Below are 22,224 nucleotides of genomic sequence, written 5' to 3' on the forward strand. Positions count from 1 at the left end.
CCCCGGCGAACGGCGCCGTCTCCTCGCCCGTGCGGCAGCCGACGCCTGGCTGGCCGGCGAGAGCGACCGGGCCCGGACCCTGGCCGCCCGCACGGACGCCGACGCCGTCACCGGCGTCCTGGCCCTGCGCACGGGCCACGCGGGGGAGGCGTTCGACGCCCTGCTGGCCGGAGCCGCCCGGGCCGCCGGCCGTCGCCCCGCGCCGACCACCCTCCGCCCGGCCCCCACCACCCTCCACCCGGCCCCCACCGCCCCGACGGCGAACGAGCTCGAGCGCGCGACATGCCCGGAGAGCGTGGCGAGCCCTGAGAGCCCGGAGAGCGGTGAAGGCGTGGTCCGCGGTGGGGGAGGTGCGCCGACCGTTCTCGGCGAGCCGGCGAGGGGTGCGGCGGGGGCCGTCGAGGGCGCCGGGGGGCGGGCCGGCGGCCGTGTCCGCGCCGGCCGGGCCGCCGTCGCTCCGACCGAGTCAGCGGCCCCTCTCCTCGCGTGGGCCGCCGAAGCCGCCGTCTACACCGGTGATCTGCGTCGATGTCGGGAAGCGGTGCTGGCGGCGCGGGAGTCGGGCATCGACCCGCCCGGTGTGCTGGGCGGGCTCGCCGCAGCCGTCGACGCACGGTACGAGGACGCGCGCGACCTGCTGGAGGCGACCGCCGGCCGGTGCGGCCCGGGCGGCGACCCCACTCTGCTCGTCCACGCGGCCGTCGCCGCCCTGATGCTCGGCGACCACACCCGGGCCGCCACCGCCGCCGTCCGGGCGGCGGCCGCCGCCCGCGCCCGGGGCGTCACCGTCCTCGTGTCCCAGGCCATGGAGTTCCGCGCCTACGCCGACTTCTGGACCGGCCGCCCGCACGCAGCCGAGGCCGCCGCCCTGGACGCCCTGCACCAGGCGTACGCCACCGGACAGGACAACGGCGCCTGTCATCTGCAGGCGGCCCTCGCGATGTTCGCCGCCCTCACCGGCGACGACGAGCTGTGCCGGGAGCGGGCCGCGGCCGCCCGCTCGTACGCCCTCGCCCACGGTCTGGGCCTGCCCGCCGCGCTGGCGCAGTGGGCGCTGGCCTTCCTCGACCTCGGCAACGGCCGCTACGCCGCCGCCGCGGCCCGGCTGCGGGCCCTCGCCGCCTCCGGTCCCGGCCACGGCCACCGGGCCGTCCGCCACCTCGCCACCCCGCACTACGTGGAGGCGGCCGCCCGCACCGGCGACACCCGTGTCGCCCGCGCCGCGCACGCCGACTACGACCGCTGGGCCCGCGCCGTGGGCAGCCCCGACGACCTGGCCCTCAGCGCGAGGTGCCGGGCGCTGCTCACCCCCGGCGCCGACGCCCTCCCGCACTACGCCGAGGCCCTCGACCTGCACGCGGGCGGCGACCGCGCCTTCGAACGCGCCCGCACGGAACTGCTGTTCGGCAGTGCGCTGCGCAGACTGCGCCGCCGCACGGAGGCACGCGACCGGCTGCACAGCGCCCTTCAGGCGTTCGAGTCCTTCGACGCCCCGCACTGCGCGGAGGGCGCCCGCGCCGAACTGCGCGCGCTGGGCGCCCCGGCCGCCTCGACGCGCGCGGGCGCCCGACTGACGACGCACCTGACCGCTCAGCAGCTGCTCATCGCCCGCATGGCCGCCGACGGCGCCACCAACCGCGAGATCGCCGCCAGGCTGGCCCTCAGCCCGCGCACCATCGACCATCATCTGCGGGGCGTCTTCACCCGGCTGGGCATCCGCTCCCGCATCGACCTGGTGCGCCTCCTGGCTGACGCCGACGGGCCCTGAGAGCGGCCCGGCGACCACCCGCCCGCAGCCGCCCGGAGGGGCCCCGGCGGCCCGGACGCACCGGAAAGGACGGCCCTAGGCCTCCGAGCCCGCCCGGTTGCGGAAGGCCTCCGCCTCCCACGTCCCGTCCAGCCGCGGAGCCAGCCAACCGCGGGCCGCGACACGGAAGTCGGCGGGTGCCAGCGCTCCCGACCCCGCGGGCAGCGCTCCCAGCAGCGGGGCGCCGGCCACCTCCGGCAGGTCCGTGACGTTGCAACGAGACGCCAGGTCCGGGGAGTCGGGCCAGCTGCCGATGACCACGCCCAGCAACTCCAGCCCCCGGGAACGTAGTTCACGGGCCGTCAGTTCCGTCGTGTTCAGCGTGCCCAGTCCGGCCGAGGCCACGACGAGCACCGGCGCGCGCAGCGACTGCGCCGCGTCGGCCAGCGTGCCGCCCGCCTCGTCGAACCGCACGAGCAATCCGCCCGCCCCCTCGACGAGCACCAGGTCGTGCTCCACGGCCAGCTTCTGCGCCGCCTCCGCCACGTCCTGCGGCCGCACCGGCGGCAGTCCCGCCCGCCGCGCCGCCGTACCGGGCGCCAACGGCTCCGGGTAGCGGGCGAGTTCGGCCGTGGTGAGCGGTCCCGCGAGCCGCGCGACCTCGTCGGCGTCCCCGCGCTCGTCGGGCCGTACGCCGGTCTGGGCGGCCTTCAGCACGGCCACCGACCGGCCCACCGCCAGCGCGGAAGCGGCGACCGCGGCGGTGGTGACGGTCTTGCCGACCTCCGTGCCCGTCCCCGTGATCACCAGGATCGGCATGGTCATCCCTCCCGCGCCGCGGCGCACACCGCGCGCGCGATCCGTGCCACGTCCGCGTCGCCGGTGACGTACGGGGGCATCGTGTAGATCAGGTCGCGGAACGGCCGCAGCCAGACGCCCTCGCGCACGGCGGCGTCCGTGGCGGCCTTCATGTCCACGGCGTGGTCGAGCTGGACGACGCCGACGGCGCCGAGGACGCGGACGTCGCTCACCCCCGGAAGCTCCCGTGCCGGCGCCAGCCCGTCGTGCAGTCCGGTCTCGATGCGCTTCACCTCCGCGAACCAGTCCTGGCCGAGCAGCAGCTCGATCGAGGCGCAGGCCACGGCCGCGGCGAGCGGATTGCCCATGAACGTCGGCCCGTGCGCCAGCACCGGCACCTCGCCCCGTGAGATCCCGTCGGCCACCCGGGAGGTGCACAGGGCCGCCGCCATCGTCAGATAGCCGCCGGTCAGGGCCTTGCCGACGCACATCACGTCCGGTGTCACGGCGGCGTGCTCCGCCGCGAACAGCGCGCCCGTGCGCCCGAAGCCGGTGGCGATCTCGTCGAACACCAGCAGCACGCCGTGCGCGTCGCAGGCCTCGCGCAGGACCCGCAGATACCCAGGGGAGTGGAAGCGCATCCCGCCCGCGCCCTGGACGACCGGCTCCACGACGACCGCGGCCAGTTCGTCGGCGTGCCGCTCGATCGCCGTTCGCAGCGTCTCGGCGTACGCCTCGTCGTACTCGGTCGGCGGTGCGTCGACGAAGACCTGCCGGGGGAGCACACCGGTCCACAGGTCGTGCATCCCGCCGTCCGGGTCGCACACGGACATCGGCTGCCAGGTGTCGCCGTGGTAGCCGCCGCGCCAGGTCAGCAGCCGCTGCTTGCCCGGGCGGCCCAGCGAACGCCAGTACTGCAGGCACATCTTCACCGCGACCTCGACCGACACCGAGCCCGAGTCGGCGAGGAACACATGCTCCAGACCGTCGGGCGACATGTCGACAAGGAGTTTCGCCAGCCGCACGGCGGGCTCATGGGTGAGCCCGCCGAACATCACGTGACTCATCCGCCCCAGCTGCTCGCGCACGGCCTCGTTGAGCACCGGGTGGTTGTAGCCGTGGATCGCCGACCACCAGGACGCCATGCCGTCGACCAGCTCACCCGAGCCGTCCGCCATCCGCAGCCGGACCCCGCTCGCCGACTCCACGACGAGCGGATCGACCCGGCCGGGCATCGGACCGTACGGATGCCACACATGCCGCCGGTCGAGGTCGAGCAGCTCCGGCACGCCGAGCGGCGACGGCTCAGGCATTGGGCGCGAGATCGGTGCCGGCGCCTCGGCGGCGCACGGCGACCAGATCGGTACGGGCCTCGCCTGCCGCCGACGCGACGACCGCCGCAGCGGGGGCGGACGTGGCGGCCGGAGCCGAACCGCAGACGCCGCCGCCCTCGTGCGAGCCGCACCCGGAGCCCTCGTGCGCACCGCATCCGGCGGCCTCCTGCGAGCCGCAGCCGCCGCCCTCGTGCGATGCGCAGCCGGCGCCCGCCGTCGCCGCCCGGTGCTCGGGCAGGGTGACCTGCTCCGCGCCCTCCACCTCGAACCCGGCGTCCGCGATCATCTCCAGGTCGGCCTTGCCGGCCTGGCCCTCGGTGGTGAGGTAGTCGCCGAGGAAGATCGAGTTGGCCAGGTTCAGGGCCAGCGGCTGCATGGTGCGCAGATGCACCTCGCGGCCGCCCGCGATGCGCACCTCGACGTCCGGGCACACGAACCGGACCATGGCCAGGATCCGCAGACAGCGCTGCGGGGTGAGGTTCCACTCCTTGGCCAGCGGGGTGCCCTCCACCGGGATGAGGAAGTTGACCGGGACCGAGTCCGGGTCCAGCTCGCGCAGCGAGTAGACGACGTCCACCAGGTCCTCGTCCGACTCGCCCATGCCGGCGATCAGACCCGAGCAGGCGGACAGGCCCGCCGCGTGCGCCTTGGTGACCGTGTCCACCCGGTCGGCGTAGGTGTGGGTGGTGGTGATGTCCCCGTACGTCGACTCGGACGTGTTGAGGTTGTGGTTGTAGGCGTCGGCTCCCGCGTCACGCAGCCGCTCGGCCTGGCCGTCGGAGAGCAGGCCCAGACAGGCGCACACCTCGACGCCCTCGTTCTGCTCCTTGATGGCCTTGATGGTGCCGGCCACCCGTTCGACGTCCCGGTCCGTAGGGCCGCGTCCGGACGCCACCAGGCAGACGCGCTTGGCGCCGCCCGCGAGGCCGGCCGCCGCTGCCCGGGAGGCCTCGTCGGGCTTGAGCCACGTGTACTTCAGGATCCCGGCCGTGGAGCCGAGCCGCTGCGAACAGTAGGAGCAGTCCTCGGGGCACAGCCCCGACTTCAGGTTGACCAGGTAGTTGAGCTTCACGCGACGCCCGAACCAGTGCCGGCGCACCTTCCCGGCCGCGGCCACCACGTCCAGCACGTCGTCGTCGGAGGTGGCCAGGACGGCCAGAGCTTCCTCGCGGGTCGGCAGTTCGCGCCGAAGCCCCTTGTCCACCAGCGTGTTCAGCAGGTCCATGAGAGCCGATCCTGTCTTACGGACCCGCTCCGGGCCAAGGTAGGGATCGCACAACACACCCGGTTCGACGTGTGGGTATTGCCACACCGAAGTCAGCGATTGCTGCCGCTAGTGTCTGTCCGCTACCTACAAAAGCCCCGGAGGACCCATGGCGTTCGGCTGGATCGACGAACAGGCGGAGCTGCGCCGCCGGGCCGGACTCGTGCGCACGCTTCGGCCCCGTCCGGCCGACTCGCCGCTCCTGGACCTGGCGAGCAACGACTACCTGGGGCTGGCCCGGCACGGCGAGGTCGTGGAGGGCGCCGCCGCGGCGGCGCGGACCTGGGGCGGCGGGGCGACCGGCTCCCGGCTCGTCACCGGCACCACCGAGCTGCACGCCGAGCTGGAACGGGAGCTCGCGGAGCACTGCGGCTTCGAGGCGGCCCTCGTCTTCTCCTCCGGTTACGCGGCCAACCTCGCCGCGGTGACCGCGCTGGCGCCGCACGGTTCGCTGATCGTCTCCGACGCGGGCAACCACGCCTCGCTCATCGACGGGTGCCGCCTGGCCCGCGGCGCCGCCCAGGTCGTCGCGCACGCCGACCCGGACGCCGTCCGCAAGGCGCTCGGCACCCACGACGGGCCCGCCGTGGCGGTCTCCGACACGGTCTTCTCGGTCGACGGCGACGCCGCCCCGCTGGCCGCCCTCGCGGCCGCCTGCCGCGATCACGGTGCGGGCCTGGTGGTGGACGACGCCCATGGGCTCGGCGTGCTCGGGGAGGGCGGACAGGGCGCACCGTACGCGGCGGGGCTGGCGGGCGCGGACGACGTGGTCGTCACGGTCACGCTGTCCAAGTCCCTCGGCAGCCAGGGCGGCGCCGTGCTGGGGCCCGCGCGGGTGATCGAGCACCTGGTGAACGCGGCCCGCACGTTCATCTTCGACACGGGTCTGGCCCCGGCCGCGGTGGGCGCGGCGCTGGCCGCCCTGCGACTGCTGCGGCGGGAGCCGGAGCGCGCGCGGCGCGCGCGTGCGGTGGCGGGCGAACTGTACGCACGCCTGACGACCGCGGGTCTGGAGGCGGTACGCCCCGACGCCGCGGTCGTCTCCGTGCGTGCGCCGTCCCCGGAACAGGCCGTGCGGTGGGCGGCGGACTGCCGCTCGGCAGGTCTGGCCGTGGGGTGCTTCCGTCCTCCCTCCGTGCCCGACGGCATCTCACGACTGAGGCTGACCGCCCGGGCGGACCTCTCCGGGGCGGAGCTCGAACGCGCTGTTCGGGTGATCGGCGAGACACGACCATGAGTCGGCGTGGCATGGCCGTGGGCCGCCGCTGACGGGTGGCCGACTACGTTGTCGCGGTCAGCGGCGGCGCGGTCGGCGCAACGCAGCCGTGAAGCCCGTCCAGCTCTCGGGGGAGAAGAGCAGGGCGGGGCCGGCCGGGTCCTTGGAGTCGCGTACGGCGAGCAGGCCGGCCCAGGGGCCGGAGGCCGGCCGGGCCGTCTCCACGCAGTTGTTGGCTCCCGTGCTGTAGCTGCTGCGCAGCCACCGCGCCTGTGGGAAATGGTAGGAATCGGTACTGGAAGGTACGTTCCGCGGTACTGCGGACATGGTGCCTCCTTACGCGCCGTCGGCAATCGCGGCGATGTAATCCGATGAGTCCCCGGGCGAAAGGGCGTGCGCCCGAAGGGCGTTGAAGGCCTCGGTGTAGGCCTGGAGGTCTTCTTTCCGTTCGAGATAGAGGCTACTCGTCAAGTGGTCGAGAACGACCACATCCAGATCAGAAGTGCGCGAAAACGAGAAGATAACGAAAGGGCCGGTTACCCCGATATGCGCCCCGGCCGAGAACGGCAGAACCTGCAGCCGCACCTGGGGCAGCCGCGCGGCCTCCACGAGCCGGCCGAGCTGGCGCGCCATCACCTCCCGCCCGCCGACCTCACGCCGCAGCACCGCCTCGTCCAGCACCGCGTTGAGCTCCAGCGGCGGCTGCGCGCGCAGCACGTCCTGCCGGGCCATCCGCACCTCCACCAAGGTGTCGAGCTGTTCCTCCTCGACCCCCTCCACGGCCGCGCTGGTCACCGCACGCGCGTACTCGGGCGTCTGCAGCAGACCCGGCACCACGCTCGTCTCCAGCGTGCGCATCGCGCTCGCCTGCGCCTCCAGGCTGATGAAGTCCCGGTACGCGGGCGGCAGCACCCCGCGGTAGGCGTGCCACCAGTGGTCCCGGCCGCCGCCGTCGCCCGCGCCGGCCAGGGCCAGCATCAGGTCCCGCAGGCGCTGATCGCTCACGCCGTAGACGTCGAGGAGTAACCGCACATCGGCCGGTTTCGATCCACTGGTGCCGGTCTCGATGCGGCTCACCTTGGACTGGTGCCAGCCCGCGAGCCGGGCCGCCTCACCACTGGTGAGGCCCGCCTGGGCGCGTAGAGTGCGCAGTTCCGCGCCGAGTTTCCGGCGGCGCACCGCGGGACCGTGCTGCACAGGCTCCTCCTTACTCCCTACGGGCCGACCAAATACGCTCTGCCGTCGCAGAGTTCACCGCATCGGGCGACAGATATATGCACATCTTGGTGGATCGCCACCCGTGACCGACGCGGTAATGGCACTCTGGCGAAGAAGCACCAGTCCGGGACCGTACTCGAACCACACGCACCGTGTCGGACTCCGGTCCCGTGGGAAAGGGACGACGTCGCCATGGCAGATCACCTGGAAGCATCCGTCACTCTGCCGAGCGATCCCGCCTCGGTCTCCACGGCCCGCGGATTCGTCGTCGACACCCTCGCCGAATGGGGTCTGCCGGCGGACACGGAGGCGGCCGACACCGTCCGGCTGATCGTCTCGGAACTCGCCACCAACGCCGTACAGCACACCTTCGGGCAGTCACCCACCTTCACGGTGGGTCTCGTCCTCGACCGTGACGAACATCTGCGCGTCGGTGTCACCGACAGCCACCCGCGCTTCCCCAAACGACTGCCGGCCGCCGTCCAGCAGGACAACGGCCGAGGCATGGTGATCATTCGCTGGCTGACCGCGGAGTGCGGCGGCAAGCTCAGAGTGCGGCCCACCCGGGAGGGCGGCAAGACGGTCACCGTCGAGCTGCCGTGGGCCGTCGCGGCGGCGGAGCCGGTGGCCGGAGCGCTGGCGGTCCCGGCCGAGGGTGAGATCCCGGGGCGATGACGGCGTGTCAGGACGTCGTGTGCCGCCCCGGGAGGCTCAGTGGACCGGCGGCTCAGCGCACCCGGCCGTACCAGACGCTCTTGGTCCAGATCTTCTGCAGTTTCACCACGTCGCCGGTCTTCGGCGAGTGCCAGATCTTGCCCTTACCCGCGTAGATCCCGACGTGGTACACGTTCGACCCCGAGTGGAAGAAGACCAGGTCGCCCGCCTTGCGGCTGGACGCCGAGACGTGCTTGGTCTTGTTGTACTGCTGGGCCGCCGTCCGCGGCAGGCTCTTGCCGGCCTTCTTGTACGAGTACAGCGTGAGCCCCGAGCAGTCGAACCTCTTCGGCCCGGTGGCCCCGTACCGGTACGGGGCGCCCTTCTTGGAGGCTGCGATCTGGAGCGCCTTCGCCGCCGGTGTGGCGGCCGCGGCGTCGGAGGCGAGCCCCGGAACCACGATCGAGCCGCCCACAGCGGCGATGGCGAACGCCGAGGCCGTACCGGCCCGGACCATGAGCGACGGGACACGATTGAGCGCAGTCATGCGCAACCCTTCGTCAGCCGCCTGTGAAGGATGACCTGTCGGATTCGGGCTGGCGAAGTTGCCCGGCCGCGGATGCGGCTTCACCCCAAGGGCTGCTCGGCCCGACGGCTCCTCGCGGAGCCGACCGTGCCGGCGACCCGTCGTGCTTGGGTCCTCCACTCCTGCCGATGCACTTCTGTCGACCGGTCATCCGAGCGGCGGCAGGACTCGGCGTCCGCCCGGACCGCCCCGCCTCTTGTGGCGGGGGCTTGTCGTCAGTCAGGGATCTTGGCTCACCGATGTCCGAAAATCCCAATGGAACCGGGGATTTGTGGGGTTACTCACCACTCACCCGTTCGGGTGAACACTCTGATGGGTGATCAGGTGCCGAGCCACGTCAGAGCCTCCCACCAGCCACGACGCCGCTTGTTCCGCTCGATGAGCGTCCTTTCGCGCAACTTTTCGGTGGGCGGGGGAACGGTAGACGCTGTGCCGAACGGGGGTACGCCTTCTGGGCCGTTTCGTCTCCGGTCCGGTCGTCACGTGCGCACCACGAGCCGTCCGGAGCCCAGGGTGCTCCGCGGTCAACTCTCGGAGAGCGGGGGCAGCGTGACGCGCGCCGTGCGGCGCTCCCCGTCCAGGACGCGCAGCGCCCGCGCGAGCGTCGGCGCGTGCAGCTCGGTCTCGCCCCTCTGGTGCATCAGCGTCAGCGCGTCGCGCAGCGCCGTCGCCTTGGCCACCAGCGCCTGTGCGGCGCGCAGTCCGCGGTAGGTGTCGCCGTGGTGGGCGGGGTTGATGCGGCCGAGCAGGTCGACGACGTCCAGGTAACCGTCGATCAGCTCGGCCTCGGCGCGGGTCAGGGCGGGCAGCGGCGGCAGCTCGGGCACCATCGGCGGCTCACCCCCGGCCCTGGGAGCCGGCGGACGCCTTGCGGCTGGGGATGATCCCGTCCACCAGGCCGTACTCCACGGCCTCCTGGGCGGTCAGGAACAGATCCCGCTCGATGTCCGCGGCGACCTGCTCCGGCGTCCGCCCGGTGTGCCGGGCGAGCATCCCCTCCAGGGCGGCCCGGGTGCGCGCCAGCTCCTCGGCCTGGATGGCCAGGTCGCTCGCCTGTCCCTCGACGGGCTCGGGCAGGACCGGCTGGCGGATCGTCATCCGCGCGCCCGGCAGCGCGAACCGCTTGCCCGGCGCGCCCGCCGCCAGCAGCACCGCGGCGGACGAGTCCGCCCGGCCCGGACAGGTCGTGGACACGTCGCAGGTGACGAAGCGGATCGTGTCGTAGAGCGCCGTCATCGCGCTGAACGAGCCGCCGGGGGAGTTGATGTACAGCGCGATGTCCCGGTCCGGGTCCTTGTGCTCCAGGTACATGAACTGGGCGGTCACGTCGTTGGCCGAGACGTCGTCGATCGGCGTCCCCAGGAAGACGATCCGTTCCTCCAGCAGTTTCGCGTACGGATCCAGCGTCCGATGACCGGAGCTCGTGCGTTCGGTGAACTCGGGCAGGACGTGACGGGCGGACGGTCGGTGCATGGTGCCCCTCCTTCTGCGTCTGGCGCATCTGTAAAAAATGTACAGGACGTACGTGACGTTAGAATGGGGGAATGGCCTACGAGATTCCGGTGACGCAAGCCAGGGCTGAGCTCGCCGACCTGATCAACCGCGTGGTGTACGGCGGTGAGCGCGTGGTCGTGACCCGGCACGGCAAACCCCTCGTCGCCCTCGTCTCCGCCGCCGACCTGGAGCGACTCGACGAACTCGACCAGCCGGCGGAGCAGCCGGTGATCAGTTCGGTCACCGCCGTGCGCGAGGTCGCGTCCGCTCCCCGCGAACAGCACCGGTTCGGCGTCACGGCGGAGTACCGGGGCCCGAACCCCTCCTGACCGCGCCACGGACGCGCTGTATACGGCCCCACCCCCCACGGCGTCCGCGGCGCGTCCCGAGCGCGTCCGGACGGCCTTCCGGGACGTCTCGGGCCGTCACGACGGAAGGTTCCGCCGGAGCGGCGGAGGGCTGGACGAGGGCCGAACGATCACAGCTCGGTTAACTTGCTCGAAATGCGGTCCCACTAGCCTGCCGATCCATGCCACCAGGGGCTTTCCCCCCGTGGCCGCGGCAACCGGGCCCCGCACGGTCCGGAGCGAGGATGTGAGGTGGGACGTGCAACTGACCCCGCACGAGCAGGAGAGGCTGCTGATCCACGTGGCGGCCGACGTCGCCGAGAAACGGCGGGCCCGCGGCCTGAGGCTCAACCACCCGGAGGCGGTGGCCCTGATCACGTCGCACATCCTGGAGGGCGCGCGGGACGGCCGCACCGTCGCCGAGCTCATGTCCTCCGGTCGCAAGCTGCTGACCCGCGACGACGTCATGGAGGGCATCCCCGAGATGATCCACGACGTCCAGGTCGAGGCCACGTTCCCCGACGGCACCAAGCTCGTCACCGTCCACGACCCGATCGTCTGACGGGGGAGGCCGCCGTGATTCCCGGAGAGATCCTCTTCGCCGAGGGCGCGATCGTCTACAACGAGGGCCGGGCGGTCACCCGGCTCACCGTCCTCAACGCCGCCGACCGGCCGGTCCAGGTCGGCTCCCACTACCACTTCGCCGAGGCCAACCCCGGCCTGGAGTTCGACCGCGCGGCCGCCCGCGGCAAACGGCTGAACGTCGCCGCCGGCACCGCCGTGCGCTTCGAGCCCGGGATCCCCGTCGACGTCGAACTCGTCGCCCTCGCCGGGGCCCGTGTCGTGCCCGGCCTGCGCGGGGAGACCGGAGGTGCCCTCGATGCCTGAGATCTCGCGTCCCGCCTACGCCGACCTGTTCGGTCCCACGACCGGCGACCGCATCCGGCTCGCCGACACCGACCTGCTGATCGAGATCGAGGAGGACCGCTGCGGCGGCCCCGGACTCGCCGGCGAGGAGGCGGTCTTCGGCGGCGGCAAGGTCGTCCGCGAGTCGATGGGGCAGTCCCGTGCCACGCGCGCGGAGGGCACGCCCGACACCGTCGTCACGGGGGCCGTGGTCGTCGACCACTGGGGGGTGGTCAAGGCCGACGTCGGCATCCGCGACGGGCGGATCACCGGCATCGGCAAGGCCGGCAACCCCGACACGATGGACGGGGTCCACCCGGACCTGGTGATCGGCCCGGAGACCGAGATCATCGCCGGCAACGGGCGGATCCTGACGGCCGGCGCGGTCGACGCGCACGTCCACTTCATCTGCCCCCAGATCGCGGACGAGGCGCTGTCCTCCGGCGTCACCACCCTGGTCGGCGGCGGCACGGGTCCCGCCGAGGGCTCCAAGGCGACCACCGTGACCCCCGGTCCGTGGCACCTCGCCCGGATGCTGGAGGCGATGGAGCGGTACCCGCTGAACATCGGCTTCCTCGGCAAGGGCAACACCGTCTCGCAGGACGCGATGCTGTCGCAGATCCGGGGCGGGGCGCTGGGCCTGAAGCTGCACGAGGACTGGGGCTCGACCCCGGCCGTCATCGACGCGTCGCTGACCGTCGCCGACCGGACCGGCATCCAGGTGGCCATCCACACGGACACCCTCAACGAGGCCGGGTTCGTGGGCGACACGCTCGCCGCGATCGCCGGACGCGGCATCCACGCCTACCACACCGAGGGCGCGGGGGGCGGGCACGCGCCCGACATCATGACCGTCGTCTCCGAGTCATACGTGCTGCCCAGCTCGACGAACCCGACGCGCCCCTACACGGTGAACACCGCCGAGGAACACCTCGACATGCTGATGGTGTGTCACCACCTCAACCCGGCGGTCCCGGAGGACCTGGCGTTCGCCGAGTCCCGGATCCGGCCCTCCACGATCGGGGCCGAGGACGTCCTGCACGACCTCGGAGCCATTTCGATCATCTCCTCCGACGCCCAGGCCATGGGCCGCGTCGGCGAGGTCATCCTGCGGACCTGGCAGACGGCGCACGTCATGAAGCGCCGCAGGGGCGCGCTGCCGGGCGACGGCCGCGCCGACAACCACCGCGTCCGGCGCTATGTGGCCAAGTACACGATCAACCCCGCGCTCGCCCAGGGCCTGGCCCGCGAGATCGGCTCCGTCGAGAGCGGCAAGCTCGCCGACCTGGTGCTGTGGGAGCCGGCGTTCTTCGGGGTCAAGCCACACCTCGTCCTCAAGGGCGGGCAGATCGCCTACGCCCAGATGGGCGATGCCAACGCCTCCATCCCGACCCCGCAGCCGATCCTGCCGCGTCCGATGTTCGGCGCGATCGGCCGGGCCCCGGCATCGAACTCGTTCAACTTCGTGGCCCCGCTGGCGATCGAGGACGGACTGCCGGAGCGGTTGCAGCTCGGCAAGAAGTTCGTCGCCATCGACTCCACGCGCGGGGTGACCAAGGCGGACATGCGGGAGAACGACGCCCGGCCGCGCGTCCAGGTCGACCCGGACAGCTTCGCCGTGCACATCGACGGCGAGCTCGTCGAGGCGACTCCGGCCGCCGAACTGCCCATGGCCCAGCGTTACTTCCTGTTCTGACTTCCCGGCTCCGAGGACAACGACGTGACAAGGGCAGCACTTCTCGTCCTGGCCGACGGCCGTTTCCCCGCCGGAGGGCACGCGCACTCCGGCGGGGCGGAGGCCGCGGTGAAGGCCGGCCGGATCACCGGCGCGGAGAGCCTGGAGGCCTTCTGCCGGGGGCGGTTGCACACGGCGGGACTGGTCGCCGCGGCGCTGGCCGCAGCGGCGGCCGCCGGGGCGGACCCGGCCCTGCTCGATGCGGCGGCGGACGCCCGGACGCCCTCCCCCGCACTGCGGGCCACGGCCCGCAGACTGGGCCGGCAGCTGATGCGGGCCGCCCGCGCCACCTGGCCGAGCGACGAACTGGACGCCGTGGCGCGGCAGTTCCCCAAGGGCGCGCACCAGCCGGTGGTGCTGGGGCTGACGGCGCGGGCGGCCGGTCTCGGACCGGCGGACGCCGCGTACTGCGCGGTGTACGAGAGCGTGAGCGGACCGGCCACCGCCGTGGTGCGGCTGCTGAGCCTCGACCCCTTCGAGGCGACGGCGGCCCTGGCCCGGCTGGCGCCGGAACTGGACCGGGTGGCCGACCGGGCGGTGACGTCCGCGGCGGCGGTGCCGGCCGAGGGCGTCGACGCGCTGCCCGCCGCGTCCGCGCCGCTGCTGGAGATCGGGGCGGAGGTGCATGCGGCGTGGCAGGTACGGCTGTTCGCCTCGTGAGGCTCCCCGTCCCCGCCGTGCCATCCCGACCCGACCCCGGGGACCTCCCTCCCGGGCCCCCGCCCGGCCCTGGAACGGACCTCCTCGTCACCCTCCCCCCGAGGGGACCGCGGACAGGACCCCGGACGGGCTGAATCGAACCACCCTGGCTGACTAGGAGCCGTTGTGCATCTTGACCACTCCCCGCACGGTCCCGCCGCCGTCAGCGCCGACGCCCGCCGCCCCGACGGCTCGCGCCGCGCCCTGCGCATCGGACTCGGCGGGCCCGTCGGCTCCGGGAAGACGGCCACCGTCGCCGCCCTCTGCCGGGCCCTGCGCGACCAACTGTCCCTGGCCGTCGTCACCAACGACATCTACACCCGCGAGGACGCCGAGTTCCTGCTCCGTGAAGCCGTGCTGCCGCCCGAGCGGATCACGGCCGTGGAGACGGGCGCCTGCCCGCACACCGCCATCCGCGACGACATCTCCGCCAACCTCGAAGCCGTGGAGGATCTGGAGGACGAGGTCGGGCCGCTGGACCTGATCCTCGTCGAGTCCGGCGGGGACAACCTCACCGCCACCTTCTCCAAGGGGCTCGTGGACGCGCAGATCTTCGTCATCGACGTCGCCGGCGGGGACGACATCCCCCGCAAGGGCGGCCCCGGCGTCACCACCGCGGACCTGCTGGTCGTCAACAAGACCGACCTCGCGCCGTACGTCGGCTCCGACCTCGCCCGGATGGCGGCCGACGCGAAGGCCCAGCGGGCCGAACTGCCCGTCGTCTTCCAGTCCTTGCGGAGCGAGAGCGGTGTCGGCGACGTCGCCGCCTGGGTGCGGGCGCGGCTCGCCGCCTGGACGGCGTGACATGGGTGGTGTGCACGCCACCGCCCGGATCGAAGCGCGCGGCGACGGGCGCGGGGGAACCGCGCTGCCCGTCCTGGAGAGCGACGGACCGCTCGCCCTGCGGCGTACCCGGGGGACCGGGGCCGAGGCGCGGGTCATGCTGGTCGGGGCGATGAGCGGCCCTCTCGGCGGTGACCGCTTCGCCGTCGAGGCCGATGTGGGCGGCGGCGCCCGGCTGCGGGTGGGTTCGGCCGCGGCGACCATCGCGCTCCCCGGGCAGACGAAGGACGACGCTCGCTACGAGGTGCGCCTCACCGTCGCCGACGACGGTGAACTGCACTGGCTGCCCGAGCCGTTGATCTCCGCGAAGGGCAGCGACCTGTCCGTCGTCACCCGCGTCGGCCTCGACGCCGGGGCACGGCTCGTGCTGCGTGAGGAGCAGGTGCTCGGACGGGCGGGGGAGGAGCCCGGCCTGCTCCGCAGCCGACTGGCCCTGCGGATCGCCGGCCGGGTCGTCCTGGACCAGGAACTGGCCTGCGGGCCCGGCGCGCCCGGCGGCTGGGACGGCCCCGCCGTGCTCGCGGGGCACCGGGCGGTCGGCCAACTCGTCCTGGCCCGGCCGGAGTTCGCGCAGCGGCCGATGGAGGCCAGGATTCTCGCGGAGCACGCCTGCGTCATGCCGCTGGCCGGGCCCGCCGTCCTGGTCACCGCCGTGGCGCCCGACGGGCTGCGGTTGCGGCGCGCGCTGGACGAGGCGCTCGCCGAGCTGGACAACCGGTGAGCGGTACTTGTCTTTCCGGTTATCGGATTGGCAAAGAAGGTCAACGACACCTTTTCTCAGGCGCCTCACAGCCGCAAGGATCCTCCTGCCGCCATAAACCAGGGGAGTTCCCACTTGAAGGACATACGACCGAACAAGCGCACCGCCGCGCTGGGCTCGGCGGGCGTACTCGTCACCGCGACCCTGATCGCCGGTGCCGTCGCGGCGCCGACGGCCGGCGCGGCCGGCGGCCGTCCGGGCCAGGACCGTGAGGCCCGGGGCGCGGCGATCGCCGCCGAGCGCGCCGCCAAGGCCGGCATCGACTGGCAGGCGTGCTCGGCCGACTGGGGCCTCGAGAAGCCGATCCAGTGCGGCTGGGTCACCGTCCCGCTCGACTACGCCAGGCCGAACGGCAAGAAGATCAAGCTGGCCGTGGACCGCATCGGCAACACGGGCACGGCGAAGGAGCGCCAGGGCGCGCTCGTGTACAACCCCGGCGGGCCCGGCAGCTCCGGTCTGCGCTTCCCGCGCCGCGTCACCACCAAGGCGCCCGTGTGGGCCAACGTGGCCAAGGCCTACGACTTCGTGGGCTTCGACCCGCGCGGCGTCGGCCACTCCGCGCCCATCTCCTGCATCGACCCGCAGGCGTTCGTCAAGGCGCCCAAGGCCGATCCGGTCCCGGGCAGCGAGGCCGACAAGCTCGCCCAGATCAAGCTCGCCCGCGAGTACGCCGACGGCTGCTACGAGCGCAGCGGCGAGATGCTGCCGTACATGACCACGCCGAACACCGTGCGCGACCTGGACGTCATCCGGGCCGCCCTCGGCGAGAAGAAGCTCAACTACCTGGGCGTCTCCTACGGCACCTACATCGGCGCCGTCTACGGCACCCTCTTCCCGGGGCACGTGCGCCGGATGGTCGTCGACAGCGTCGTCAACCCGTCCCGCGAGAAGATCTGGTACGGGGCCAACCTCGACCAGGACGTGGCCTTCGAGGGCCGCTGGAAGGACTGGGAGGACTGGGTCGCCAAGAACGACGCCACCTTCCACCTCGGCGCGACCCGCGCCGCCGTCCAGACCAAGTGGCTCCAGCTGCGCGCCACCGCGAAGAAGAACCCCATCGGCGGCCTGGTCGGTCCGGCGGAGCTGATCTCCTTCTTCCAGAGCGCCCCGTACTACGACTCCTCGTGGGTGCCGGTCGCCACCGTCTTCAGCAAGTACTTCGCGGGAGACACCCAGGCGCTCGTCGACGCGGCCGCGCCGGACATGACCGACACGGCCGGCAACATCACCGCGGAGAACGGCAACGCCGTCTACACGTCCGTGGAGTGCACCGACGCCAAGTGGCCCACCAGCTGGCGGAAGTGGAACGACGACAACACGCGCCTCAACAAGGACTACCCGTTCATGACCTGGGCCAACGCGTGGATGAACCTCCCGTGCGCCTACTGGCCGGTCAAGCAGCAGTCCCCGGTGAACGTCACCACCCACAAGGGGCTGCCGCCGGTGATGATCGTGCAGTCGACCAATGACGCCGCCACCCCGTACGACGGCGCCGTCCAGCTGCACCAGCGCTTCAAGGGCTCGCGTCTGATCACCGAGAAGGGCGCCGGCTCCCACGGCGTGACCGGGCTGGTCAACGCCTGCATCAACCCCCGGGTGGACTCCTACCTCCTCACCGGGAAGCTGGACCGGACGGACGTGACCTGCACGCCGCACGCCACGCCCACGCCGTAGCACCGTCGGCAAGCAGTGAGGGGCGGCCGGATCGATCCGGCCGCCCCTTCGGCGTTCTCGCCCGCGTCCTGTGACGCGCCGTCAACCCCGCGGCGTGCGACGGAACGTGCGGGACCGCTCCGGCTTCGCGGTCTTGAGGGCCTTCGCCTCGGCCTCCTCCGCCTTGGCGACCGCCGCGTACTGGTCCACGTACTCCTGCCCCGACAGCGTGAGGATCGCGTACATGATCTCGTCGGTGATCGCCCGCAGCACCGCCTTCTCGTTCTCCATGCCGAGGTAGCGGGAGAAGTCGAGCGGCTCGCCGAAGCGGATCGCCACCGGGTGCAGGGTCGGGAGCTTCTTGCCGGGCGGCTGCGCCTCGAAGGTGCCGATCATCGCGCAGGGGATCACCGGTGCGCGGGACTTCAGGGCCATCACCGCGACGCCGACCTTGCCCTTGTACAGGCGGCCGTCGTGCGAGCGGGTGCCCTCCGGGTAGATGCCCAGCAACTCGTCCTTGCCGAGCACCCCCAGACCCTCGCGGATCGCCGCCTGACCGGCCTCCTTGCCGGAACGGTCGACCGGGATCTGACCGGCACTGCGGAAGAAGGCGGCGGTCAGTCTCCCCTTGAGGCCCGGACCCGTGAAGTACTCGGCCTTGGCGAGGAAGGTGATGCGGCGTTTGAGGATCGCGGGCATCAGGAAGTGGTCCGAGAACGACAGGTGGTTGCCCGCGATGATGGCGGCCCCCGAGTCCGGCACATGTTCCAGGCCCTCTATGCGCGGCCGGAAGAGCAGCCTCAGCAGCGGCCCCAACACCACGTATTTCAGGAGGTAGTAGAACAAGGGAGTCGCTCCTCGTGTCCGGCGGATCGGCTCGCCGCCGTGTTCCAGCAGGTCAACCGGCATGGCGTGGGCTGTCAGTGTAGGGGCAGGCGACGACGGCCGGAACCGTGCCGATCCGGCCCCCGCCGGGCTGGTCCCGTCACAGCCGTACGACGACGAGAGCCGTGTCGTCGGTGGCGCCGCCGGCCGGCAGGAGCTCCCACAGGACCGCGTCGGCAAGGGACTCGGGGTCGGCGGCGCGATGGCGGGCCAGGGCGTCGGCGAGGCGGTTCAGGCCGGTGTCGATGTCCTCGCGTCGCCGTTCCACCAGTCCGTCGGTGTACAGGGCGAGGGTGGCGCCGTCGTCGTAGGTGGTGCACGCCTGGGGCCGGGCGACCGGGTCGGGGAGGGCGTCGAGCGGCGGGTCGGTGGCCCGGTCGAGGAACTCCACCCGGCCGTCGGCGTGGACGAGCACGGGTGGCGGGTGTCCGGCGCTGCTGTAGGCGATGGTGTGATGGTCGAAGTCGATGAACGTGGTGACCGCGGTGGCCGACTCGGCGCCGTCCACGACGTGCGCGTACCGGCCGAGGACGTTGAGGGCCTCGGCCGGGCCCGCCGCCACCCGGGAGGCGGCGCTCAGCGCGCTGCGCAGCTGGCCCATCACCCCGGCGGCCCCCAGACCGTGTCCGACGACGTCGCCGACGGACACGCCGATGCGGTGGCCGCCGACCAGGTCGACCAGGTCGTACCAGTCCCCGCACACGTTGAGCGCGCCGACCGCCGGCCGGTAGCGCACGGCCGCCCGGTGGTGACCGACCTGACGACGGGCGGGCAGCATCGCCTCCTGCAGCGCGAGCGCCACCTCGCGTTCCCGGGCGTGCGCCAGCCGCAACCGCTCGTTGAGCTCCTGCAGCTCACGGGCCCGGGTGTACAGCTCGGCCTCCAGGACCCGGCCCCGGCTGCCGGCCCCCGCCCCGCTCCCGTGTCCGTCCGCCGCGCGTCCGCCGCGCGCCCGGATCAGCTCGGTGACCTCCTCGACGCGGTGCACCAGCAACACCACCGACCCGTCCGGGCCGTGGACCGGCGCGTTGACCGGGCTCCAGTAGCGCTCGTCCCACTCGCCGGGGCGCTCGGCCGACTCCACGTCGTAGCGCTGCAGCGCCATGGCGTCCCGCTCGCCGCTGGCCAGCACCCGGCGCAGCGAGGCCTCCAGGTTGCGCATGCCGCTCGCGCGCGCGTCGTGCGGGTTGTCGGGGAAGACCTCGAAGACGTGCCGGCCGACCAGCTGCTCGCGACTACGGCCCGTCACCCGAAGGAACTCGGCGTTGGCGTCCGCGTACACCAGCTCGGGCGTCAGCAGGGCCACCATGCCGGGGAGGGCCTGGAACACCGCCGCGTAGTCGATCGCCGTGTCGTTCATGGCTCACGCCCCATCCGCCGGTTTCGCGCCATTTTCTCACGAGTTGCGGCGTATCGGCTCACCGCTCACCTGCCGGACCACGCGCCGGAATCACCCGCCGGGATCGGTGAGCGACTGCTCCGCCCAGATGACCTTGCCCTCGGGGAGGAACCGGGTGCCCCACCGCCGGCTCACCTGGGAGACCAGCAGCAGGCCGCGTCCGCCCTCGTCGGTGGCGCGGGGATGGCGCAGGTGGGGTGCGGTGGCGCCGCCGTCGAAGACCTCGCAGATCAGGGTGCGCTCGCGGATGAGCCGCAGCCGGATCGGCCCGGTCGCGTACCGGATGGCGTTGGTGACCAGCTCGCTGACGACCAGTTCGGTGGTGAACGACAGCTCCGGGAGCCCCCACTCGGCCAGCCGCCGGCTCGCGGTCTTGCGGGCCTCGGCGACCGCCGCCGGCTCGGCGGGCAGCACCCAGTCGGCGACCCGGTCCGCACTCAGCCGGCGGGTGCGGGCCATCAGCAGGGCGACGTCGTCGTGGGGGCGGGCCGGCACGAGGGCGTCGATCACGGTCCGGCAGCGCAGGTCGAGGGCGCCCGCGGACTGTTCCAGGGCCCGCCGCAGCCGCTCCCGGTCGCTGTCCGCCGTCCACTGCTCGCCACGGGCCAGCAGCCCGTCCGTGTGCAGCGCCAGGGTGCTGCCCTCCGGCAGGATCACCTCGGTCGACTCGAACGGGGGTCCGCCCGCGCCGAGCGGCGGCCCCTGGGGCAGCTCGACGAACGTGACGTCGCCGTCGGGCCCGACGACGGCCGGGGCGGGATGTCCCGCCGCGGCCATCACACAGCGCCCGTCGACGGGGTCGTAGACGACGTACACGCACGCGGACCCCGCCGCCTGGGCGCCCTCGGCCCGGGGCCGGACCCCGGCCGTCACGTCCTCCTCGTGGTCCATGCGGGCGACCTGGTCGTCGAGGTGGGCGAGGATCTCCTCGGGCCGCAGATCGAGGGCGGCGAGGGTGCGTACGGCGGTGCGCACCCTGCCCATCGCCGCGGCGGCGTCGATGCCGAATCCGGGCACCTCGCCGACCACGAGGGCGACCCTGGCCCCGGACAGCGGGATCAGGTCGTACCAGTCGCCGCCGAGTCCGGTCAGCTCGTCGGCCGGCCGGTAGCAGGCGGACACCTCGACCGCGTCCTGCTCCGGCAGCCGGCGGGGGAGCAGGTTGCGCTGGAGCACCAGGGCCGCGTCCCGCTCGCGGGTGTAGCGGCGGGCGTTGTCCACGCAGACGGCCGCCCGCGAGACGAGGTCCTCGGCCAGGGCCAGGTCGTCCTCGTCGAACGGCTCACGCCGGCCGTCCCGCAGGAAGACGGTGACGCCCAGGGTCGTGCCGCGGGCCCGGACCGGCACGATGAGGGCGCTGGGCCGCTCGGACCCGGCGGGCAGAGAGGGCAGCCACTCCTCGACGGCCCCGTCCAGCCGGTCGGCCCGCCAGGGCCGCCCGGTGACCAGACAGCGCACCGGGGGCGAGTCGCCCCGGTAGACGACCGCGGGCGGCCCGCCCCGCTCCCCTTCCCCACCCCAGTCCCCACCCCAGTCCCGTTCCCCGGACCGGTCAGGAACCCGTCCCGCATCTCCGTCCCGGTTCCGGTCACGGTCCTGCTCCTGGTGCGGGTCGCCGCTCCCGTCCCGGTCCCCGGCCCCGCCGGCCTCGCTGCCCCCGGCCGTGCGGTGGCCTGCTCTGATCAGACGGACCGGGGCACGGGTCTCGTCCGCCGTCGGGCCGGGCATGGGCTCGGCGCCCCGCAGCACCCGCTCGGGCAGGTCGACGGTGACGACGTCGGCGAACCCCGGCACGGCCACGTCGGCGAGCTCCTGCGCCGTCCGGGCGATGTCCAGACTGCTGCCGATGCGCCGGCCGGCCCTGTCGAGCAGCGCGAGCCGCTGCCGGGCGCGATGGCGGTCGGTGATGTCGACGACCGTGTAGTAGACGCCCATCGGACGGCCGTGGTCGTCGTCCAGCCGGGTGAACGACAGCATGTGCGCGGTCTCCCGGTGCGGCGCGGCCCGGACATGGCCCAGGTGCTCGTAGCCGACGACAGGCTCCCCGCTCTCCAGCACCCGTCGCATCTGCGCCTCGATGGCCTCGGAGTCGAGGCCGGGCTGGACGTCGGCCATCCGCAGCCCCAGCCGTCGCTCCGGCGGGCCCCCGCCGAACCTGGCGAGGGCCGCGTTGGACCACACGTAGCGCAGGTCGGTGTCCACGATCGCTATGCCGATCGGGGCGCCCCCGACCATCTGCTCCAGGACCGAGCGGCTCATGTTCCAGCCGGGCGCGTCGCCCATCTCGTTCAGCATCACCAGCCAGCGCGCCAGACCGCCGGGCTCGTGCGCCGAGGTGATCCGGGCCATGACCGGGACCGGCCGGCCGTCCCCGCGGCGGGCGGACAGCAACCCGGCCCACCCGCCCTCGCGGCGGCACCGCTCCAGGATGTCGGGGACCCGTCGCGCGTCGCCGTGCGCGAGCAGGTCGGACATGTCCATGCCCACCGCCTCGACGGCCCGATAGCCCAGCAGGCGCTCGGCGTCCCTGGTCCAGCTCGTGACCACTCCCCGCGTGTCCAGGAGCAGGGGGGCGGTGTCCGCCACGTCGAACCGCCGACGGGCAACGTCGTCCTCATCGTGTGTGCCCACGGTCGACCTCTCTGTCGCTGTGAGTGGTCTACCACCTCCTGACTCAATCCTCACC

General features: G+C 73.1%; 22 protein-coding genes and 1 riboswitch. Of the genes, 11 read left to right on the forward strand and 11 right to left on the reverse strand.

Annotated features, from left to right (window positions below; all coding sequences use genetic code 11):
* Positions 1 to 1,768 (forward strand): helix-turn-helix transcriptional regulator (locus tag BG482_RS31985; protein ID WP_256096540.1); only part of this gene is annotated, 1,768 nt, incomplete at its 5' end.
* 75 nt (positions 1,769 to 1,843) lie between these two features.
* On the opposite strand, the gene bioD is transcribed toward BG482_RS31985, so the two are convergent.
* From bioD to bioB, 3 genes are read right to left on the reverse strand one after another with little or no spacing between them, the layout of a single operon-like run.
* Entirely contained in the window at positions 1,844 to 2,566 is a 723-nt protein-coding gene (bioD, locus tag BG482_RS31990; RefSeq protein ID WP_069772742.1) for a dethiobiotin synthase, read from the reverse strand.
* Between the two features lie 2 nt (positions 2,567 to 2,568).
* Entirely contained in the window at positions 2,569 to 3,858 is a 1,290-nt protein-coding gene (locus tag BG482_RS31995; RefSeq protein ID WP_069772693.1) for an adenosylmethionine--8-amino-7-oxononanoate transaminase, read from the reverse strand.
* The gene (gene bioB, locus BG482_RS32000) at positions 3,851 to 5,104 is read right to left on the reverse strand and encodes a biotin synthase BioB (RefSeq protein ID WP_069772694.1); all 1,254 of its coding nucleotides are present in this window, start codon (positions 5,102 to 5,104) and stop codon (positions 3,851 to 3,853) included. The genes BG482_RS31995 and bioB overlap by 8 nt, the downstream gene beginning before the upstream one ends.
* Before the next feature lie 148 nt (positions 5,105 to 5,252).
* On the opposite strand from bioB, the gene BG482_RS32005 reads away from it, so the two are divergent.
* The gene (locus BG482_RS32005) at positions 5,253 to 6,380 is read left to right on the forward strand and encodes an 8-amino-7-oxononanoate synthase (RefSeq protein WP_069772695.1); all 1,128 of its coding nucleotides are present in this window, start codon (positions 5,253 to 5,255) and stop codon (positions 6,378 to 6,380) included.
* A 57-nt stretch (positions 6,381 to 6,437) separates the two neighbouring features.
* Here the strand turns inward: BG482_RS32005 and BG482_RS32010 are convergent, their stop codons facing one another.
* A complete protein-coding gene (locus BG482_RS32010; protein WP_069772696.1) occupies positions 6,438 to 6,686 on the reverse strand; it encodes a DUF397 domain-containing protein in 249 nt (82 codons plus the stop codon).
* Between the two features lie 9 nt (positions 6,687 to 6,695).
* Positions 6,696 to 7,556, reverse strand: coding sequence for a helix-turn-helix transcriptional regulator (locus BG482_RS32015; RefSeq protein WP_069772697.1), 861 nt, complete (start codon positions 7,554 to 7,556; stop codon positions 6,696 to 6,698).
* Positions 7,557 to 7,769: 213 nt separating this feature from the next.
* Here BG482_RS32015 and BG482_RS32020 point away from each other — a divergent pair, with 213 nt between their 5' ends.
* Positions 7,770 to 8,252 carry an ATP-binding protein gene (locus BG482_RS32020; protein ID WP_069772698.1) on the forward strand — a complete coding sequence of 161 codons (483 nt, stop codon included), beginning with the start codon at positions 7,770 to 7,772 and terminating at the stop codon, positions 8,250 to 8,252.
* Positions 8,253 to 8,304: 52 nt separating this feature from the next.
* Here BG482_RS32020 and BG482_RS32025 read toward each other — a convergent pair whose 3' ends face one another.
* The 3 genes from BG482_RS32025 to BG482_RS32035 form a co-directional block, all read right to left on the reverse strand.
* Positions 8,305 to 8,778 (reverse strand): C40 family peptidase, encoded by a 474-nt coding sequence (locus BG482_RS32025; protein ID WP_069772699.1) that lies wholly within the window; start codon positions 8,776 to 8,778, stop codon positions 8,305 to 8,307.
* A gap of 3 nt (positions 8,779 to 8,781) precedes the next feature.
* Positions 8,782 to 8,972, reverse strand: a riboswitch (cyclic di-AMP (ydaO/yuaA leader).
* A 369-nt stretch (positions 8,973 to 9,341) separates the two neighbouring features.
* Positions 9,342 to 9,647 carry a hypothetical protein gene (locus tag BG482_RS32030; RefSeq protein WP_069772700.1) on the reverse strand — a complete coding sequence of 102 codons (306 nt, stop codon included), beginning with the start codon at positions 9,645 to 9,647 and terminating at the stop codon, positions 9,342 to 9,344.
* Between the two features lie 7 nt (positions 9,648 to 9,654).
* Entirely contained in the window at positions 9,655 to 10,290 is a 636-nt protein-coding gene (locus BG482_RS32035; RefSeq protein WP_069772701.1) for an ATP-dependent Clp protease proteolytic subunit, read from the reverse strand.
* Positions 10,291 to 10,361: 71 nt separating this feature from the next.
* On the opposite strand from BG482_RS32035, the gene BG482_RS32040 reads away from it, so the two are divergent.
* The 8 genes from BG482_RS32040 (at position 10,362) to BG482_RS32075 (ending at position 17,275) form a co-directional block, all read left to right on the forward strand.
* Positions 10,362 to 10,640 carry a type II toxin-antitoxin system Phd/YefM family antitoxin gene (locus BG482_RS32040; protein ID WP_069772702.1) on the forward strand — a complete coding sequence of 93 codons (279 nt, stop codon included), beginning with the start codon at positions 10,362 to 10,364 and terminating at the stop codon, positions 10,638 to 10,640.
* A 277-nt stretch (positions 10,641 to 10,917) separates the two neighbouring features.
* On the forward strand, positions 10,918 to 11,220 hold the full coding sequence (locus BG482_RS32045; RefSeq protein ID WP_028808600.1) for an urease subunit gamma: 303 nt from the start codon (positions 10,918 to 10,920) through the stop codon (positions 11,218 to 11,220).
* A gap of 14 nt (positions 11,221 to 11,234) precedes the next feature.
* Positions 11,235 to 11,546, forward strand: coding sequence for an urease subunit beta (locus BG482_RS32050; RefSeq protein WP_069772703.1), 312 nt, complete (start codon positions 11,235 to 11,237; stop codon positions 11,544 to 11,546).
* Positions 11,539 to 13,260 (forward strand): urease subunit alpha, encoded by a 1,722-nt coding sequence (locus BG482_RS32055; RefSeq protein WP_069772704.1) that lies wholly within the window; start codon positions 11,539 to 11,541, stop codon positions 13,258 to 13,260. The genes BG482_RS32050 and BG482_RS32055 overlap by 8 nt, the downstream gene beginning before the upstream one ends.
* A gap of 24 nt (positions 13,261 to 13,284) precedes the next feature.
* Positions 13,285 to 13,959, forward strand: a complete 675-nt coding sequence (locus tag BG482_RS32060; RefSeq protein WP_069772705.1) for an urease accessory protein UreF — start codon at positions 13,285 to 13,287, stop codon at positions 13,957 to 13,959.
* A gap of 165 nt (positions 13,960 to 14,124) precedes the next feature.
* The gene (gene ureG / locus BG482_RS32065) at positions 14,125 to 14,802 is read left to right on the forward strand and encodes an urease accessory protein UreG (protein WP_069772706.1); all 678 of its coding nucleotides are present in this window, start codon (positions 14,125 to 14,127) and stop codon (positions 14,800 to 14,802) included.
* 1 nt (position 14,803) lies between these two features.
* Positions 14,804 to 15,562 carry an urease accessory protein UreD gene (locus BG482_RS32070; protein WP_069772707.1) on the forward strand — a complete coding sequence of 253 codons (759 nt, stop codon included), beginning with the start codon at positions 14,804 to 14,806 and terminating at the stop codon, positions 15,560 to 15,562.
* A gap of 114 nt (positions 15,563 to 15,676) precedes the next feature.
* A complete protein-coding gene (locus BG482_RS32075; protein WP_069772708.1) occupies positions 15,677 to 17,275 on the forward strand; it encodes an alpha/beta hydrolase in 1,599 nt (532 codons plus the stop codon).
* A gap of 81 nt (positions 17,276 to 17,356) precedes the next feature.
* Here BG482_RS32075 and BG482_RS32080 read toward each other — a convergent pair whose 3' ends face one another.
* The 3 genes from BG482_RS32080 to BG482_RS45505 all read right to left on the reverse strand — a co-directional run bounded on the left by BG482_RS32080 (position 17,357) and on the right by BG482_RS45505 (position 22,169).
* Positions 17,357 to 18,100 carry a 1-acyl-sn-glycerol-3-phosphate acyltransferase gene (locus BG482_RS32080; RefSeq protein ID WP_069772709.1) on the reverse strand — a complete coding sequence of 248 codons (744 nt, stop codon included), beginning with the start codon at positions 18,098 to 18,100 and terminating at the stop codon, positions 17,357 to 17,359.
* A 139-nt stretch (positions 18,101 to 18,239) separates the two neighbouring features.
* Positions 18,240 to 19,499, reverse strand: coding sequence for a PP2C family protein-serine/threonine phosphatase (locus tag BG482_RS32085; RefSeq protein ID WP_069772710.1), 1,260 nt, complete (start codon positions 19,497 to 19,499; stop codon positions 18,240 to 18,242).
* A gap of 90 nt (positions 19,500 to 19,589) precedes the next feature.
* Positions 19,590 to 22,169 carry a SpoIIE family protein phosphatase gene (locus tag BG482_RS45505; protein WP_256096541.1) on the reverse strand — a complete coding sequence of 860 codons (2,580 nt, stop codon included), beginning with the start codon at positions 22,167 to 22,169 and terminating at the stop codon, positions 19,590 to 19,592.
* Positions 22,170 to 22,224: the final 55 nt, after the last annotated feature.

This window comes from Streptomyces sp. LUP30, from assembly GCF_001746365.1.
Lineage (GTDB): Bacteria > Actinomycetota > Actinomycetes > Streptomycetales > Streptomycetaceae > Streptomyces.